Here is a 16,352-nt window from a genome sequence, read left to right as displayed (position 1 = left end):
GGATACGGCGGCCGGATTCACGCCACCGCCGTCCTCGTCCGGGGATGCGGCGAAAGCGGCACCGGTGCCCGACCGGCTGCGGACGTCGGCGAGGGTGGTGCTGTTCGACGAGGGCGGCCGCGTGCTGCTGCTTCGTGGACACGACCCGGCCGTGCCGGACGCACACTTCTGGTTCACGATCGGGGGCGCGGTGGAACCGGGGGAGACCCTGCTCGACGCAGCGGTCCGCGAGATCGCCGAAGAAACAGGCCTGGAGGTGAACCGCGTCCGGGTGTCCGGCCCGATGTGGCGGCGCGTGGCGGTGTTTCCGTTCAACGGCGAAGTTCTCCACTCCGAGGAAATGTTCTTCGCCGCGCAAGCTCCCGCGTTCTCGCCCGACTCCAACGGCTTCACCGAACTCGAACGCCGGATGCGTCTGGAACACCGATGGTTCGAGATCGGCGAGGTGCAGGATCTGCTGCTCTCGGGCGAGCCGCTGTACCCCCAGGAACTGCCGCATCTGCTGGTAGAGGCCCGCGAGATCGCCACGGGGCGGCGAGTGCCCGAGGTACGTGCGATCCGTTGACCGGTGCGTGACCGACGCGGAGGACAAATGTGGATCCGGAGACACGTTGTGTGCGAATTGGTAAATTCCTGAGCACCTATGACGCGCCGAGCCGGTGCCAGTGAGGAAATGATGTCTCCGAACCGATCGAACATCGTCGCCGTCGGTGCCGACGGGTCTCCCGCATCCACCGCCGCAGTGAAGTACGCGGCCACGATGGCGGACCGGCGGGGGGCCGGGCTCACGATCGTGCACAGCCTCGACTATGCGCCGTACGGATATGCGGGCATGGACGGGGGAGCTTACGACTGGATCGAGCAGGACGGCAGGAACGTCCTTGCCGCCGCAGAAGATTGCGCCCGTGGCATTGCCCCCACCATCGGTATCGAGACCGCATTGTCGCGCGGAACCGGCGCGCAGAAGCTGGTGGACATGTCCGAGCACGTCACATGGGTGGTGGTGGGCGCGTCCGGTGCGGGCAAGGTCGCGACATCGCTGATGCTCGGCAACACCGCGATCAAGGTTGCCACGCACGCGAAGTGCCCAGTGGTCGTGGTGCGTGGTGAGTCCCGCGAAACCGGTCCCGTGGTAGTGGGCGTGGACGGCAGCGCGACAAGCAAAGACGCGGTCGCCACGGCGTTCGAGGAAGCATCCTTCCGCGGGGCGTCCGTCGTCGCGGTGCATGTGTGGAGCGATCTCGGTGCCGGCGCGTTCGAAGACCCGCGAACCGCAGTGTTGTTTCCGCAGAGCCTCGAAGAGGAGGGCAGCGCGGTGCTGGCGGAGTCGCTCGCCGGATATCAGGAACGGTATCCCGAGGTCGGCGTCGAACGCCGGATATACATCGACAACCCGCGGGGTCGCCTCCTCGAATGGTCCCGGCATGCACAGTTGGTGGTCGTGGGGAGCCGCGGTCGCGGCGGTCTCCGCGGGATGCTCCTCGGCTCCACGAGTAACACCTTGATTTCGACCTCGCACTGCCCGGTGACGGTCGTGCGTCCCCGCGAATAGGCGGATGCGGGGACGCCCCTGCCGGTGCGTCCTCGGCCGGACGTCAGCTCAGCCGGACGGTGCATCCCGGCTGTAGTTCGACGACCTGGTCCCTGCACATGATCTCGATCGGCCGCTGGTTCCCGGCTTCTGCGCTGACCTCGACCTGCCGGCCGCTGACCGCCAGCCACAGCCGGTGCCCGCGGTACCAGATCGGGAATTCGAGCGCACCCAGAGATTCCGGCCACTGCGGCCCGAGTACCAGTCGGTCACCACGTGTTTCGAGGCCGGTGAAGCACCGCTGGAGCAGGTCGATACTGCCTGCCATCGCTGCCAGGTGGATTCCTTCCGCCGTCGTACCGCCCTGGATGTCGACGACATCGGATTCGAGCACCTGCTCGAAGTAGTGCATTGCGCGGTCGCGGTTGGCGCGGGCGAGCACCCACGAATGTACGACCGCGCTGAGCGTCGAACCGTGGGAGGTTCGGGTCAGGTAATAGTCGATGGTCCGCGGGATCGCCTCGTGCTCGAGCCGGTATCCGAGCCGCTCGAACAGCGCCCGCAGTTCGTCGGCCGAGAGAAGGTAGAACAACATCAACACGTCGGCCTGCTTCGACGCGCGGTAGCGGTTGACGTCGTCGCCCTCCGCTTCGAGTATGCGGTCGAGCCGCTGGATGTCGTCGTAGCGCTCGCGATAACCCTCCCAGTCGAGTTCCTCGAGGTTGTCGTATCCCTCGAACTGGCTGATGACCCCGTCGTGAAACGGCACGAACATGCGGCTTCCGACATCCGCCCAGCGAGACAGTTCCTGCGCGCTCAGGTTCAGGCTCTCGACAAGCTCGGTACGGTTGGTCGCGGGGACGGCGTCGAGTGCCTCGATGGCACGGAGAATCACCCACACCGCCATGACATTGGTGTAGGCGTTGTTGTCGATCCCGTCGTACGGTGCGTCGGGGTAGCCGGAATGGAACTCGTCGGGCCCCATGACGCCGCGAATGACATACCGGGCCTGCATCCGATCGTATGTGGCGAGGCCCGCGAAGAACCGGGCGATCTCCACCAGCATCTCGATGCCGAAGTCGGTGAGAAACTCGGCGTCTCCGGTGACCTGGTAGTACTGCCAGACGTTATAAGCGATTGCGATCCCGATGTGGTGCTGTCGCCAGCTGGGGTCGGGAAGCCACCGCCCCGATTGCGGATTCAGGTGCAGCTGCTGGCTTTCCTCTCGCCCGTCACTGCCCGATTGCCACGGAAACATCGCGCCCGGGTAGCCTGCCGCACGCGCGGCTCGTCGTGCCTCGGGAAGGCGACGGTACCGGTAGCGCAACAGCGACCGTGTCAGAGACGGCACCCGCAGATTCAGCACGGGGAAGACGAACAACTCGTCCCAGAAAATGTGACCGCGGTATGCCTCGCCGTGCAATCCGCGGGGGGGTACACCCACATCCAGATCGGTCGTGTGCCGAGAAACCGTCTGCAGCAGGTGAAGTAGGTGGAATCGCACGACCCGCGCGTCGTCTTCGTGCTCGGCCAGGTCGATCCCCACCCGGTCCCACAGGTGCTCCCACGCGAGCACGTGACCGTCGAGAATGTGCTCGAACCGGCCGAGGCCGGACAGAGATCGGGCCGCGGCCTCTGCCGGGTCGGAGGTGGCATGGTCGCGTCCGGTCCACACCGTCACGACCTTCTCCACCACAGCGGAGTCGGCTCTCTCCAGGTCGAAAGTTATTTCATGGCCGATGCTTTCGCCGTCGTCGTACAGCCGGTACCGGGTGTCGCGGCGTTCGCCGTCGGACCATGCAGTGGTCTGCGCCGCCATCGCCACCGGAATCCGCGATTGGTTCGTCTGCACTGTCAGCACCACCGAGTCGGGCGACAATTCCGCGGCGTGTACGCGATCCAGGTGGTCGGCGGAGAGTTCGCGGTACCTGTCGACGAGGGTATTTTCTACCGAACCGTCCAGTGTGGACCGGAATTCGATTGTGCCGGACCAATCTTCGGCCACGATTGTCGTCTGGAGCGCACAGATGTGAGGGAGATGCATAGCGGCGAAACGTCGCTGGACGATGGTCGTTGTTCGTCCCGAATCGTCGCGGAACCGGATGCGTCGCGTGAGAACTGCGCGGCGGAGGTTCAGGTACTGACGGTACTCCAGTAAGTCGACGGAATCGACGTCGAACCACGCTCCACCGTCGATGCGGAAGGTTGTCGGCAGCCAGTTCGGCGCGTTCACCAGACTCTCGTTGGTAACTGTCATGCCGGAGCGTTCGTCGACCAGACGGTTGTAGATCCCGGCGATGTAGGTCCCGGGGTAGTGCACCCGGCCGGCACGAGATTCGGGTGCGCATCCCCGGGTGGCGAAGAAACCGTTCCCTACGGTGCACAGCGCCTCGCGAAGTTTCTCGGTTGCGGGGTCGTAGCCGTCGAAGAAGAGAACCCATCCACCGGCGCGGGTTGCGCTCACGGGATCTCGGTCGAGCAGGTCTGCAAGTCGCTCGAGCAGGCGGCACACCTGCGCCGGCCCGTCCACCGCGAACTGGGCCGCGGACCGCCGGTCTCCCTCCATGTCGTTCCGGACGACGATCCCCGTTCCGCTGTCCGAAACGGCGTCGAAACCGTCCTCGTCGACGAGAGCGTCGCCGACGTATATCGGAAGCAGAGTCTCCGAACCGATGATGCACTCGAGGATCCAATGCAGCGCCCGGCCCCGGTCCCAGTCGAGGTCGGGCCGCAGTTCGATCATCTCGGGGCCCCCGACGACCCGGAGTGATTGCTCCTGGCCGGAGATCTCGGACACTGCTGCGCCGATCTCGTCGATGCACTCCGCTGCCGCCTGCGGGCAGTGGACGACCACCGCGAACGGCTTGCGTTCGATCGACACTCCCGGGACGCGTTGCAGACGCGTGCGCAGAGCCGGGGTCACCCGGTCGAGCGCGAGGGCCGCGGTACGGGCGACGGGATTCTCGTACTGCCGGCCGTCGGGGCCCGCAAGTTCCAGCCCTTCGCTGCCCGCATACCAGATCTCGGGTATGCCGACCCGTGCGCGAAGGTCGCTGAGCTCTCGCCGGCTGATCACGGCGACGGGGACTTCGGCCGCCAGACGGGACAGTGCTCCTGCTGCGCCGTCGACGAGCGCTGCGTCGGCGGGGTCGGGGACCGGCTCCGACAGCGTGCCGTCGAAGCTGAGGACGACCGTGGGACGGCGCACGCGCAGAAGCACATTGAGATCGTTGCGAGCGGTGATGGCGTCGGGAACAGCGGACAGCCGGCGATCGTCCGCGCGGAGTTCGATGTCGGACGGGTCGCGCACCACGACGTCCGCGTCCGGGTGGTGCAGTCCGTCGCTGCAGTCGTTCCGTGCGACCGCGATCACCAGCGCGAATCCCTCTCGGCGTCCCTGTGCCGCGGCCTGCCTGTCCGCGGTGACGAGCACGGCGTCCGGGGGATGCACACCGAGCAGGTTCGTCGTGTGCAGCGGCGCGACCTCGTCGACCCGAACAGGGAACACATCGGCGATTCCGGCCGCCTCCAGTACGTCCGCCGTATCTCCGCTCGCCGAGAACACGACGGTTTCGGCGCCGTCGTGACGTAACCGGCGCGCCAGCGCAACGGTCGATTCGATGGGCTGCACGCTGTCCCGTGTGGGTGTCGTGTCGACCACGGTGTCGAGATCGAAAACGACGGCACTGTGGTGACGCAGATCGATCAGCGGCCGGATCACGTGATCGGTCCGGACGTTGTGCTTCTGCATGTCCGCCTGCTCTCCGAACGGCTCCCAAGGTGGGCACAGACTACGTCGGACAGGTGGTCGGGGGGACGAGAACGGGCCAGGCTCGTGGCGGCTCCGCGCCGACCGGACCTGGGAAATGAGCACTTCGGCACTGGGAGACTGTCCGAACTGCCCGAATACTCATAAGGCAGCGATATATTCGATGCGGGTTCCGGCCGCCGGTCGTCCGTCCCCAGTTCCCCCGCCCCCCGACACGAGGTGATCACGGTGAGCACGACACGCCCGCGGTACATGACGCAGGCCGACCACATGTCGTGGCGCATGGAAGAGGACCCGATTCTGCGCTCGACGATCGTCGCGGTGGCGCTCCTCGACCGGAGTCCCGACTGGCAGCGGTTCGTCGACATGATGGATCGAGGGACCCGAAGGGTTCCGATCTTCCGCCAACGGGTCGTCACGGACGCGGTAGGTCCGGCTCCACCCCGATGGGTGAACGACCCGGAGTTCGATCTCAGTTGGCATCTGCGCCGATTGGCGGTGCCCGAGGGTGGCGGCTGGAGTGACGTCCTCGACTTCGCCCGGACTGCCGCGATGGCAGCGTTCGACAAGGAGCGCCCGCTGTGGGAATTCACGGTGCTCAGCGGACTCGACTCGGGACAGGCCGCGATCGTCATGAAGGTGCATCACGCCCTGACCGACGGTATCGGCGGCATGCAGATCGTCAACGAGATCGTCGATTTCAGCCGGGAAGGCACTGTCCGGGACGATCCTCCTGCCGCACCCGCGTCGACCGATTCCGAGAGCACCTCTCCGATCGGTGGTCTCGCCTGGTATCAGGAAACCGCGGGCCGGCTCACGTGGCAGGCCGCAACGACGCTGGTTCGGCGAACCCCGCAGCTGGTGCTGAACCCGCTTGCGGCACTGCGCAGCGCAGTGTCCACTCTCGGATCGACGATCAGATTCACGCGTCCGGTCGTCACCACCAACTCGCCGGTGATGACCAAGCGGAGCACCAGACGTCGCCTCGCGGTTCTGGACGTCCCCATCAAGGCTCTCGGCCACGCCGCGTCCGCCGGCGGCGGATCGATCAACGACGCCTTTCTCGCTTCGATCCTGCTCGGTACGGCCCGGTACCACCGTCTTCACGACGTCGACGTCGCCCGGCTGCGCGTGACGATGCCCATCAGTCTCCGTACCGAGGGGGATCCGCTCGGCGGCAATCGGGTCACACTCGCCCGGTTCGAACTTCCCGCCGATATCAGCGATCCCGCCGAACTCGTGCGCAGCATCCATGGCACGGTCGATACGTGGCGCCACGAGCCCGCGGCCGCGATCACACCCACCATCGCCGGTGCACTCAACATGCTGCCGTCGGCCGTCTTGGGCAGCATGTTCAAACACGTCGACTTCCTCGCCTCGGATGTCGTGGGGTCGCCGATACCGTTGTTCATCGCCGGATCGGAAGTCCTGGGATATTACGCGTTCGGTCCCACCTTGGGCTCGGCCTTCAATGTCACCCTGATCTCCTTCATGTCCCGGTGCTGTATCGGGATCAACGTCGACGCCGAGTCGGTCCCCGATATCGATCTTCTGGCCGAATCACTTGCCCGAGGATTCCGGGACGTGCTCGCGCTCTGTCCGGACGCGGACGACGTCGGGGTGGTCGTCACCACCTGACCCGTCCGCACGGCAGGCAAGGCCAGAGGTGCGCGACTGGCTATGGGACCGGCGGGTCCGGCGACCATAGACTCGCCGCAGCGCGCAGCCGCATCGGTCCGCGCCGTTCCATGTCGACACTTTTGTCAGGAGTCCTTGCCGTGAGCACCCCAGAAGTCACATCCAGCACCGGTACCGCACGCGTCAAGCGCGGCATGGCGGAGATGCTCAAAGGTGGCGTGATCATGGACGTGGTCAACGCCGAACAGGCCAAGATCGCCGAGGACGCGGGTGCCGTGGCCGTGATGGCGCTCGAGCGTGTGCCCGCCGACATCCGCGCCCAGGGCGGGGTGTCGCGTATGAGCGACCCCGACATGATCGACCGGATCATCGAAGCCGTGTCCGTTCCCGTCATGGCCAAGGCGCGCATCGGTCATTTCGTCGAGGCGCAGATCCTGCAGTCACTCGGCGTGGACTACATCGACGAGTCGGAGGTCCTCACTCCTGCCGACTATGCCAACCACATCGACAAGTTCGCCTTCACGGTGCCGTTCGTGTGCGGTGCCACCAACCTCGGTGAAGCGTTGCGGCGCATCAACGAAGGCGCGGCGATGATCCGCTCGAAGGGTGAGGCCGGCACGGGCGATGTCTCCAACGCGACCACGCACATGCGCAAGATCCGGCAGGAGATCCGCCGGCTGACATCGCTTCCCGAGGACGAACTGTACGTCGCGGCCAAGGAACTGCAGGCGCCCTACGATCTCGTCGTCGAGGTCGCGAAGGCAGGCAAGCTTCCGGTGACCCTGTTCACCGCCGGTGGCATCGCCACCCCCGCCGACGCCGCGATGATGATGCAGCTCGGCGCGGAGGGCGTTTTCGTCGGGTCGGGCATCTTCAAATCCGGCAATCCGGAGCAGCGCGCGGCCGCGATCGTCAAGGCCACCACGTTCTACGACGACCCGGACGTCCTCGCGAAGGTGTCGCGCGGTCTCGGTGAAGCCATGGTGGGCATCAACGTCGACGAGATCCCGCAGCCGCATCGGCTTGCCGAACGCGGGTGGTGAACCCGTCGCTCCTGTCGTGACCTGATCCGTGGGCCCGTTCGGGCGGACGATGCGCGGCGGAGCCGCCGTGCCCGTTAGCCTTCATCCGGACGGAGCACGGAAAGGGCCCTCATGGCGAAGATCGAAGACATCCTGGCGCTCGAGCAGATCGAGAACGATATCTTCCGCGGCACTGCAACGGAGACACTGCTGCAGCGCACGTTCGGTGGTCAGGTGGCGGGCCAGGCGCTCGTCTCGGCGGTGCGGACCGTGGAGCCGGCGTTCGGGGTGCATTCGTTGCACGGTTATTTCCTGCGACCGGGAAACCCGGACAAGAGCATCGTGTATCAGGTGGAGCGGATCCGGGACGGCCGCTCCTTCGGCACACGGCGGGTGACCGCGATCCAGAACGGCAAGGCGATCTTCACGATGTCGGCGTCGTTCCACGTCGAAGATCACGGCATCGAACACCAGGACACGATGCCGACGGTGCCGATGCCCGACGACCTGGCCGATGCGGTCGAGCTGGACGAACCCGAGTACGCGTGGGCGCGCAAGGAGTGGTCGGAATGGGAATTCCGTTTCGTTCCGCAGGATCGCATCGCGCGTCGGCCCGGATCTGCTTCGCAGCAGCAATTGTGGTTCCGGTCGCGGCTGCGGCTACCGGACGATCCGGTGCTGCACGTGTGCACCCTGGCGTACATGAGCGACATGACCCTGCTCGGGTCGTCCATGGTCATCCACAGGGACGAGAAGATCCAGGGTGCCTCCCTCGACCACGCCATGTGGTTCCTGCGCCCTTTCCGCGCCGACGAGTGGCTGCTCTACGACCAGACCTCACCGTCCGCCGGCTTCGGACGGGCACTGACCCAGGGCAGGATCTTCGACAGCAGCGGCCGATTCGTCGCTGCGGTGGTGCAGGAAGGCCTCAGCCGTACCTGAGGCGGACAGCCGGAGTGTCCCGGCCGATCGACGACGGGAGTCACCAGTGACCGCAATGCCCACCATCGGCGTGCTCGCGCTGCAGGGCGATGTCCGCGAGCACCGCGCCGCACTCGAGGCAGCGGGCGCCCGCACCATCGCGCTTCGGCGCGACCACGAACTCGACGCCGTCGACGGGATCGTGATTCCGGGTGGCGAATCGACCACCATGAGCCGCTTGCTACGGGTGTTCGACCTGCTCGAGCCGTTGCGCGCCCGGCTGAAGGCGGGTCTGCCGGCCTACGGCTCGTGCGCCGGAATGATCCTGCTTGCGACCGAGGTCCTCGACACCCGCGGCGACGCCGAACACCTCGATGCCCTCGACATCACGGTGCGCCGCAACGCCTTCGGCAGACAGGTCGATTCGTTCGAGACGGATCTCGATATGACGGGCATCGACGACGGGCCGGTGCGGGCGGTGTTCATCCGCGCGCCGTGGGTCGAGAAGGCCGGGACGGCAGTCGAAGTGCTGGCCACCGTTCCGGAGGGTCCGGCGGCCGGGCGCATCGTCGCGGTGCGTCAGGGCAATGTCCTGGCGACGTCCTTTCACCCCGAGGTCACCGGTGATCTGCGGGTACATCGCCTGTTCGTCGACGCTGTTCGATCGCATATCCAGCTCGGAAGGTAGAATCGACGCTCCGACCAGTCGGTGCATGCCGACTTCACCTCGCCGGAAGGGGCTCGAAGCGAATGAGCGGCCACTCCAAATGGGCCACCACCAAGCACAAGAAGGCGGTCATCGACGCCAAGCGCGGCAAAATGTTCGCGAAACTCATCAAGAACATCGAGGTGGCAGCCCGGACCGGTGGTGGCGACCCGGCAGGTAACCCGACCCTCTACGACGCCATCCAGAAGGCGAAGAAGAGCTCGGTTCCGAACGACAACATCGAACGCGCGCGCAAACGCGGTGGCGGCGAGGAAGCCGGCGGCGCCGACTGGCAGACGATCATGTACGAGGGCTACGGCCCCAACGGTGTCGCCCTGCTGATCGAGTGCCTCACCGACAACCGCAACCGCGCCGCGGGCGAGGTCCGGACCGCGATGACCCGCAACGGCGGCAACATGGCCGATCCGGGTTCGGTGGCGTACCTGTTCACCCGCAAGGGCGTCGTGGTGCTCGAGAAGAACGGCCGGACGGAGGACGAGATCCTCGAGGTCGTACTCGAGGCGGGCGCCGAGGAGATCGACGACCTCGGCGACAGCTTCGAGGTCGTGTCCGAGGCCTCGGACCTCATTGCGGTGCGCACCGCGCTGGTCGATGCGGGGATCGATTACGACTCCGCGGATCCGGACTTCCGGGCCTCGGTGGAGGTTCCCGTCGATGCCGAAGGTGCCCGCAAGGTCTTCAAGCTGATCGATGCGCTCGAGGACTGCGACGACGTGCAGAACGTCTACACCAATGTCGACGTGTCCGACGACGTTCTCGCCGAACTCGACGCCTGATCGCACGACCCGGTGGCCGGGGGTGCGTGTCGGAACTCCCGATGCGCGCCCCCGGCCGCTATTGTATCGAACAAGCGTTCGTAGCGACGAGAGGTGATCGGGTGCGCGTGATGGGTGTCGACCCCGGTCTGACCCGCTGTGGTCTCGGCATGGTCGATACGGGGCGCGGTCGGGACGTCCTGCCGGTGGCGGTCGGCGTGATCCGGACCCCCGCCGATCTCGATCTCGCGCATCGGCTGCTTCGCATCTCCGAATCGGTCGAGGAGTGGATGGACCGGTATCGCCCCGACGTCGTCGCCATCGAGCGGGTGTTCTCGCAGAACAACGTGCGCACCGCGATGGGCACCGCGCAGGCCGGCGGTGTGGTGGCGCTGGCTGCGGCCCGCCGGTCGATCCCGGTGATGTTCCATACCCCCAGTGAGGTGAAAGCGGCCGTCACGGGCAACGGAAGCGCCGACAAGAAGCAGGTGACGGCAATGATCACCCGCATCCTGAAACTCGACGCTGCATTCGTGGCGAGCACCGATGCTGGCGCGCCTCGCGGCGGCGGAAGCCGCGGCAGCCACGCAGAAACGACGATACGAGGAGCGGCTGCGACAGCAGGCCGCCGAACGGAAAGCAGGTGCGCGGTGATCGCGTCGGTTCGCGGTGAGGTGCTCGACATTGCCCTCGACCATGTGGTGATCGAGGCGGGCGGCATCGGCTACCGGGTCAACGCAACCCCCGCCACCATCGGCACGTTGCGGCGCGGCGACGAGGCCCGCCTCGTCACCGCGATGATCGTGCGCGAGGATTCGATGACCCTGTACGGCTTTCCGAACACCGAGGCGCGGGAGCTGTTCGGGGTCTTGCAGACCGTCTCGGGCGTCGGTCCCAGGCTCGCTATGGCCACGCTGGCGGTCCTCGAACCCGACGCGTTGCGCGCGGCCCTCGCCGATGGAAACACGTCCGCCCTGACCCGGGTGCCCGGCATCGGCAAGCGCGGAGCGGAACGCATGATCGTCGAGCTGCGCGACAAGGTCGCCGTATTCGGAGGCGGAACAGACTCCGCACCGGTCCCGTTCTCCGGCTCGGCGGTTCGCGACCAGGTGGTCGAAGCGCTCGTCGGCCTCGGATTCACTGCGAAGCAGGCGGAACCTGCCACCGACCGTGTCCTCGCCGAAGATTCGCAGGCAGAGGTCGCCACTGCGTTGCGCGCAGCGCTGAAGCTCCTCGGTGGGTCGCGATGACCGACGAATACCGGGAATTCGACCGCTCCGGAGCAGGTGGAACCGGGTACGAGGAGTCTCCGGTGGATCCCGGGCAGCTCCCGTCGGACGGCGACATCGAGACGAGCCTGCGGCCGAAGAGTCTCGACGACTTCATCGGGCAGCCGCGGGTGCGTGAGCAGCTGCAGTTGGTACTGCGGGGCGCGAAGCTCCGAGGTGGTACTCCGGACCACATCCTGCTGTCCGGCCCTCCCGGTTTGGGTAAGACATCGATGGCCATGATCATCGCCGGCGAACTCGGCACAGCCCTGCGACTGACCTCGGGGCCCGCTCTGGAGCGGGCAGGCGACCTTGCCGCGATGCTGTCGAACCTCTCCGAAGGTGATGTGCTGTTCATCGACGAGATCCACCGGATCGCCCGGCCTGCCGAAGAGATGCTGTACCTCGCGATGGAGGACTTCCGTGTGGACGTCGTGGTGGGCAAAGGCCCTGGTGCCACGTCCATCCCGTTGGAGGTCGCTCCCTTCACGCTGGTCGGCGCGACAACACGATCGGGCGCGCTGACCGGCCCGCTGCGCGATCGGTTCGGATTCACCGCGCACATGGACTTCTACGAACCGGCCGAATTGCAGCAGATCCTGGCACGGTCGGCGCGGATTCTCGGAATCGACCTCCGAGACGACGCGAGTGCCGAGATCGCCGGGCGTTCCCGCGGCACGCCGCGCATCGCGAACCGCCTGCTACGTCGGGTGCGCGACTATGCCGAGGTGCGCGCCGACGGGGTGGTCACCCTCGCGATCGCCAGGTCGGCGCTCGAGGTGTACGACGTGGATCCGGTCGGTTTGGATCGCCTCGACCGGGCCGTGCTCGGCGCGTTGGTGCGCAGCTTCGGCGGTGGTCCGGTGGGCGTGTCGACCCTTGCCGTGGCGGTGGGGGAGGAGCCCGCCACGGTGGAAGAGGTGTGCGAGCCGTTCCTCGTGCGCGCGGGGATGGTGGCGCGCACGCCGCGCGGCCGGGTCGCCACGCAGGCCGCCTGGCTGCAGTTGGGTCTGACCCCGCCTCCGGACGCGGCAACCGGGGGAATCGAAGTGCGCGCGCGAGAACCCCAGCTCGACATGTTCGACGATTAGCGCCGTCCCGGTCCCCGTCTCCGATCTCTGCTCGCCGCCGCGACAGCAGTGGTCGTACGGCCTGCGCCCGGGTGATGGCACACTGGTTTACTGCATCGGCCCGCGGAGGCCGATCGCGACGTCGTGTCGGTTCGCTCGCCGCGACGACACACTGGTCACAACACCGAGGACTGACTTCAACGATGGAACTGCTCTTCCCGCTCCTGATTCTCGCCTTGCTCGTCCCGACGTTCCTGGGAGTGCGGCGGCAGAAGAAGGAGATGCAGAAGGTGTCGCAGCTGCAGGATTCGCTGCGGGTGGGTGATCGCGTCATGACCACTGCCGGTCTGCATGCGACCGTGGTTGCTCTCGCCGACGACACCGTCGACCTCGAGATCGCTCCGGGTGTCGTGACCGTATGGTCGCGTGTCGTCGTGCGTGAGCGGATCGAGGGCTCCCACACCGACACGGACGACAACTCCGGTTCGATCTCTCTGGGCAAGGACGACGACGCGCCCGGTGACCGCCCGACCGAGCACTGACGCGTAGCGTCCGTTCGGCACCGACGCGTAGCGTCCGTTCCGCGCCGTTTCGCAGAGGCCGGCGCGGTCGGCCCTCCGCTCGGCGCGACGGCGTCTACACGGTGCCGTGGCATACCCTGAACGGCTGCTATCACCGACCCACTCACTCGTATCGAGGAGACTGACAGATCGTGGCACCTTCCAACGGATCGGTGCATCCAGCGCGCTCGCTTGCCCTGTTCGGGGCGATCGTAGTTGCGTTGTATGCGCTGGTCTTCTTCACCGGGGACAAGTCGCCGACCCCGAAACTCGGCATCGATCTGCAGGGAGGCACGCGCGTCACGCTGACCGCGCGCACACCCGACGGCAGCAGCCCCAGCGAGGACAGCCTGCGCCAGGCCCAGCAGATCATCGAGACCAGGGTCAACGGTCTCGGTGTGTCGGGTTCCGAGGTCGTCATCGACGGCGACAACCTGGTGATCACGGTGCCCGGTGACGACAGTGCGCAGGCGAAGACCCTCGGTCAGACCGCGCGTCTGTACATCCGGCCGGTGATCGGGGGTCCGATCGCGAGCTCGAACAGTGGCGCGCAGCCGCCGGCCGAGCAAGCCCCTGCCGAGCCCGCCCCGGGCGCACCTGCGCCTGCCGGCGAGGCACCCGCGCCCGACGTACCCGAACCGCAGGGCCGTCCGTTCCCCGCCCAGGATCCGGCCGAGCCGCCCGCTCCGACGGAGACGCCCTCGACCACCGAGCCTGCGCCCGCCACACCACCGGACGGCGCATCCGAGACCGAGACCCCTGTTCCGGGCAGTCCGCAGGCGCAGGCTGCTGCGGACATCGCGGCCGCCAAGGCGATGCGGCAGAGCACCGACCCGGCTGTGCAGCAGGAGGCTGCGCTGTCGCTCGACTGCTCCGCGGCCGATCCGCTCGCCGGTAACGATGACCCGGCACTGCCGCTGGTGGCCTGCTCCACAGACAGCACCTCGGTCTACCTGTTGGGTCCGAGCATCATCGACGGTCAGCAGATCGAGGACGCCACGTCCGGTTTCAACTCGCAGCAGTCGCGATACGAGGTCAGCCTGACGTTCGACAACGAGGGCAGCACCACATGGGCGCAGTTCACTGCTGCGAACATCGGTAAGCAGGCGGCGTTCACCCTCGACTCGAAGGTGGTCAGTGCTCCGGTGATCCAGGGCGCCACCCCCGCGGGCAGCGCGACCTCGATCACCGGCAACTTCACCAACACGCAGGCGACGGAACTCGCGAACACCCTCAAGTACGGGTCGCTCCCGCTGTCGTTCGTCGCGTCCGAAGCCGAGACGGTGTCCGCGACATTGGGCTTCGCCTCCCTCGAGGCCGGTTTGATCGCGGGTGCGGTGGGTCTGCTGCTCGTACTGATCTTCTGCCTGGCCTACTACCGGCTCCTCGGCATCCTGACGGCGCTGTCGCTCGTGCTGTCCGGTCTGGCCGTCTACGCGGTGATGGTGCTGCTCGGCCGCTATATCGGTTTCACCCTCGACCTCGCCGGGATCGCCGGTCTGATCATCGGTATCGGTATGACCGCCGACTCGTTCGTGGTGTTCTTCGAACGCATCAAGGACGAGATCCGCGAGGGTCGCAGCTTCCGCTCCGCGGTACCGCGGGGTTGGGCCCGTGCCCGGCGCACGATCCTGTCGGGCAACGCCGTCAGTTTCATCGCTGCGGCGGTGCTCTACGTGCTGGCCGTCGGCCAGGTACGCGGCTTCGCGTTCACGCTGGGTCTGACCACGATTCTGGATGTGGTGGTCGTCTTCCTCGTTACCTGGCCACTGGTGCATCTGGCATCGAAGTCGAAGTTCTGGTCCAAGCCGAGCGTCAACGGCCTGGGTGCCATTCAAGAGGTGGCGCGTGAGCGTCAGCTCGCAGCGGCCGCGGCGAAGGAGGCGTGACGATGACCGACACGACGACAGCGGCACCGGCCGCTTCCCATCACGGTAAGTTCTCGGGCCTGTACACAGGCACCGGAGCGTTCGAGATCATCGGACAGCGCAAGCGCTACTACATCCTCACCGCCGTGATCGTGCTCGTCGCGCTGCTCGGCATGCTCGTGCGCGGCTTCACCTGGGGTATCGACTTCGAGGGCGGTACCCGCATTCAGATGCCGGCGGTGGCGGGGGTGAGCGTCGAGGACGTCGAGACCGTCTACAGCGACACGATCGGTTCCGAACCCGAGGCGGTGCAGACGGTCGGTGCCGGGTCCGGCGCGACCGTGCAGATCCGCTCCGAAGCCCTCGACCGGGCACAGGTCGACGAACTGCAGTCGGCTCTGTTCGAGGAGTTCCAGCCTGTCGGGACCGACGGTGAGCCGTCGCGCAACTCGATCAGCGTCGCCGATGTCAGCGAGACGTGGGGTGGACAGATCACCCAGAAGGCACTCATCGCGCTGGTGGTGTTCCTGGTGCTGGTCAGTGTCTACATCGCGGTCAGATACGAACGCGACATGGCGATCGCTGCGATCGCCGCGCTGTTCTTCGACATGATCGTCACGGCGGGCATCTACTCGATCGTCGGATTCGAGGTCACCCCGGCGACCGTCATCGGCCTGCTCACGATTCTCGGCTTTTCGCTCTACGATTCGGTGGTCGTATTCGACAAGGTCGAGGAGAACACCCGGGGCATTCTGCATCTGCATCGCCGCACCTATGCCGAACAGACGAATCTGGCTGTCAATCAGACCCTGATGCGTTCGATCAACACCACCATCATTTCGGTGTTGCCGGTGATCGCCCTGATGGTCATCGCGGTGTGGCTGCTCGGTGTCGGCACTCTCAAGGATCTTGCGCTCGTGCAGCTGGTCGGCATCGTCGTCGGCGCGTACTCGTCGATCTTCTTTGCATCCCCGCTGCTGGTGACCCTGAAGGAATGGCGCGGACCGATCGCGAAGCATACTCGTAAGGTGTTGGCCAAACGCGAAGAAGCCGCTGCGCGCGCCGGCAACGGCCACGCCGCCACCGAGCCGACAGGCCCCGACATGGTGAAGACCTCGGTCACCGGCCCGCGTCGGCCGGTGCCCGGCGGCTCCACCGGGGTCTCGCGTCCACCCGCGCCAGGAGCTCGTCCGACCGGAAAGCGCGCCAAGAGAAGGTCCTGA

At 66.5% G+C, this 16,352-nt stretch carries 13 protein-coding genes and 1 pseudogene; 13 read left to right on the top strand and 1 reads right to left on the bottom strand.

Annotated elements, in window-relative coordinates:
- On the top strand, positions 1-565 hold a 565-nt coding region (locus Q8814_RS11530; protein WP_330152152.1), incomplete at its 5' end, for an NUDIX hydrolase.
- 111 nt (positions 566-676) lie between these two features.
- Complete coding sequence (locus Q8814_RS11525; protein WP_408015885.1) at positions 677-1,552, top strand: universal stress protein; 876 nt, start codon at positions 677-679, stop codon at positions 1,550-1,552.
- A 43-nt stretch (positions 1,553-1,595) separates the two neighbouring features.
- On the opposite strand, the gene otsB is transcribed toward Q8814_RS11525, so the two are convergent.
- A complete protein-coding gene (gene otsB / locus Q8814_RS11520; RefSeq protein WP_330152150.1) occupies positions 1,596-5,282 on the bottom strand; it encodes a trehalose-phosphatase in 3,687 nt (1,228 codons plus the stop codon).
- A 237-nt stretch (positions 5,283-5,519) separates the two neighbouring features.
- On the opposite strand from otsB, the gene Q8814_RS11515 reads away from it, so the two are divergent.
- The 11 genes and pseudogenes from Q8814_RS11515 to secF all read left to right on the top strand — a co-directional run bounded on the left by Q8814_RS11515 (position 5,520) and on the right by secF (position 16,352).
- Positions 5,520-6,938 carry a wax ester/triacylglycerol synthase domain-containing protein gene (locus Q8814_RS11515; RefSeq protein WP_330152149.1) on the top strand — a complete coding sequence of 473 codons (1,419 nt, stop codon included), beginning with the start codon at positions 5,520-5,522 and terminating at the stop codon, positions 6,936-6,938.
- 110 nt (positions 6,939-7,048) lie between these two features.
- Complete coding sequence (pdxS, locus tag Q8814_RS11510; protein WP_408015884.1) at positions 7,049-7,981, top strand: pyridoxal 5'-phosphate synthase lyase subunit PdxS; 933 nt, start codon at positions 7,049-7,051, stop codon at positions 7,979-7,981.
- 111 nt (positions 7,982-8,092) lie between these two features.
- Positions 8,093-8,902, top strand: coding sequence for an acyl-CoA thioesterase (locus tag Q8814_RS11505; protein ID WP_330152147.1), 810 nt, complete (start codon positions 8,093-8,095; stop codon positions 8,900-8,902).
- Positions 8,903-8,957: 55 nt separating this feature from the next.
- Complete coding sequence (pdxT, locus tag Q8814_RS11500) at positions 8,958-9,569, top strand: pyridoxal 5'-phosphate synthase glutaminase subunit PdxT (protein ID WP_330152154.1); 612 nt, start codon at positions 8,958-8,960, stop codon at positions 9,567-9,569.
- A gap of 62 nt (positions 9,570-9,631) precedes the next feature.
- On the top strand, positions 9,632-10,384 hold the full coding sequence (locus tag Q8814_RS11495; RefSeq protein ID WP_330152146.1) for a YebC/PmpR family DNA-binding transcriptional regulator: 753 nt from the start codon (positions 9,632-9,634) through the stop codon (positions 10,382-10,384).
- A 101-nt stretch (positions 10,385-10,485) separates the two neighbouring features.
- Positions 10,486-11,017: pseudogene (gene ruvC, locus Q8814_RS11490) on the top strand (crossover junction endodeoxyribonuclease RuvC).
- The gene (ruvA, locus tag Q8814_RS11485; RefSeq protein ID WP_330152145.1) at positions 11,014-11,613 is read left to right on the top strand and encodes a Holliday junction branch migration protein RuvA; all 600 of its coding nucleotides are present in this window, start codon (positions 11,014-11,016) and stop codon (positions 11,611-11,613) included. The pseudogene ruvC and the gene ruvA overlap by 4 nt, the downstream one beginning before the upstream one ends.
- Complete coding sequence (gene ruvB / locus Q8814_RS11480; RefSeq protein ID WP_330152144.1) at positions 11,610-12,722, top strand: Holliday junction branch migration DNA helicase RuvB; 1,113 nt, start codon at positions 11,610-11,612, stop codon at positions 12,720-12,722. Before ruvA ends, ruvB begins: the two co-directional genes overlap by 4 nt.
- Positions 12,723-12,904: 182 nt before the next feature.
- Positions 12,905-13,243 carry a preprotein translocase subunit YajC gene (gene yajC, locus Q8814_RS11475; protein WP_330152143.1) on the top strand — a complete coding sequence of 113 codons (339 nt, stop codon included), beginning with the start codon at positions 12,905-12,907 and terminating at the stop codon, positions 13,241-13,243.
- A 170-nt stretch (positions 13,244-13,413) separates the two neighbouring features.
- Complete coding sequence (gene secD / locus Q8814_RS11470; protein ID WP_330152142.1) at positions 13,414-15,150, top strand: protein translocase subunit SecD; 1,737 nt, start codon at positions 13,414-13,416, stop codon at positions 15,148-15,150.
- A 2-nt stretch (positions 15,151-15,152) separates the two neighbouring features.
- Positions 15,153-16,352, top strand: a complete 1,200-nt coding sequence (gene secF, locus Q8814_RS11465; RefSeq protein ID WP_330152141.1) for a protein translocase subunit SecF — start codon at positions 15,153-15,155, stop codon at positions 16,350-16,352.

The sequence above is a fragment of the Rhodococcus chondri genome (assembly GCF_036327435.1).
In the GTDB taxonomy this organism is placed as follows: domain Bacteria; phylum Actinomycetota; class Actinomycetes; order Mycobacteriales; family Mycobacteriaceae; genus Rhodococcus; species Rhodococcus chondri.
The sequence above is the reverse complement of the archived record's forward strand: the minus strand, read 5'-3'. Positions and strand labels throughout refer to the sequence as shown.

Excerpts from the sequence above, each read along its gene's own strand:
- Q8814_RS11525 (WP_408015885.1), top strand. The coding sequence starts at position 677 with ATGTCTCCGAACCGATCGAACATCGTCGCCGTCGGTGCCGACGGGTCT.
- otsB (WP_330152150.1), bottom strand. The coding sequence starts at position 5,282 with ATGCAGAAGCACAACGTCCGGACCGATCACGTGATCCGGCCGCTGATC.
- pdxS (WP_408015884.1), top strand. The coding sequence starts at position 7,049 with ATGTCGACACTTTTGTCAGGAGTCCTTGCCGTGAGCACCCCAGAAGTC.
- Q8814_RS11505 (WP_330152147.1), top strand. The coding sequence starts at position 8,093 with ATGGCGAAGATCGAAGACATCCTGGCGCTCGAGCAGATCGAGAACGAT.
- pdxT (WP_330152154.1), top strand. The coding sequence starts at position 8,958 with ATGCCCACCATCGGCGTGCTCGCGCTGCAGGGCGATGTCCGCGAGCAC.
- Q8814_RS11495 (WP_330152146.1), top strand. The coding sequence starts at position 9,632 with ATGAGCGGCCACTCCAAATGGGCCACCACCAAGCACAAGAAGGCGGTC.
- ruvB (WP_330152144.1), top strand. The coding sequence starts at position 11,610 with ATGACCGACGAATACCGGGAATTCGACCGCTCCGGAGCAGGTGGAACC.
- yajC (WP_330152143.1), top strand. The coding sequence starts at position 12,905 with ATGGAACTGCTCTTCCCGCTCCTGATTCTCGCCTTGCTCGTCCCGACG.
- secF (WP_330152141.1), top strand. The coding sequence starts at position 15,153 with ATGACCGACACGACGACAGCGGCACCGGCCGCTTCCCATCACGGTAAG.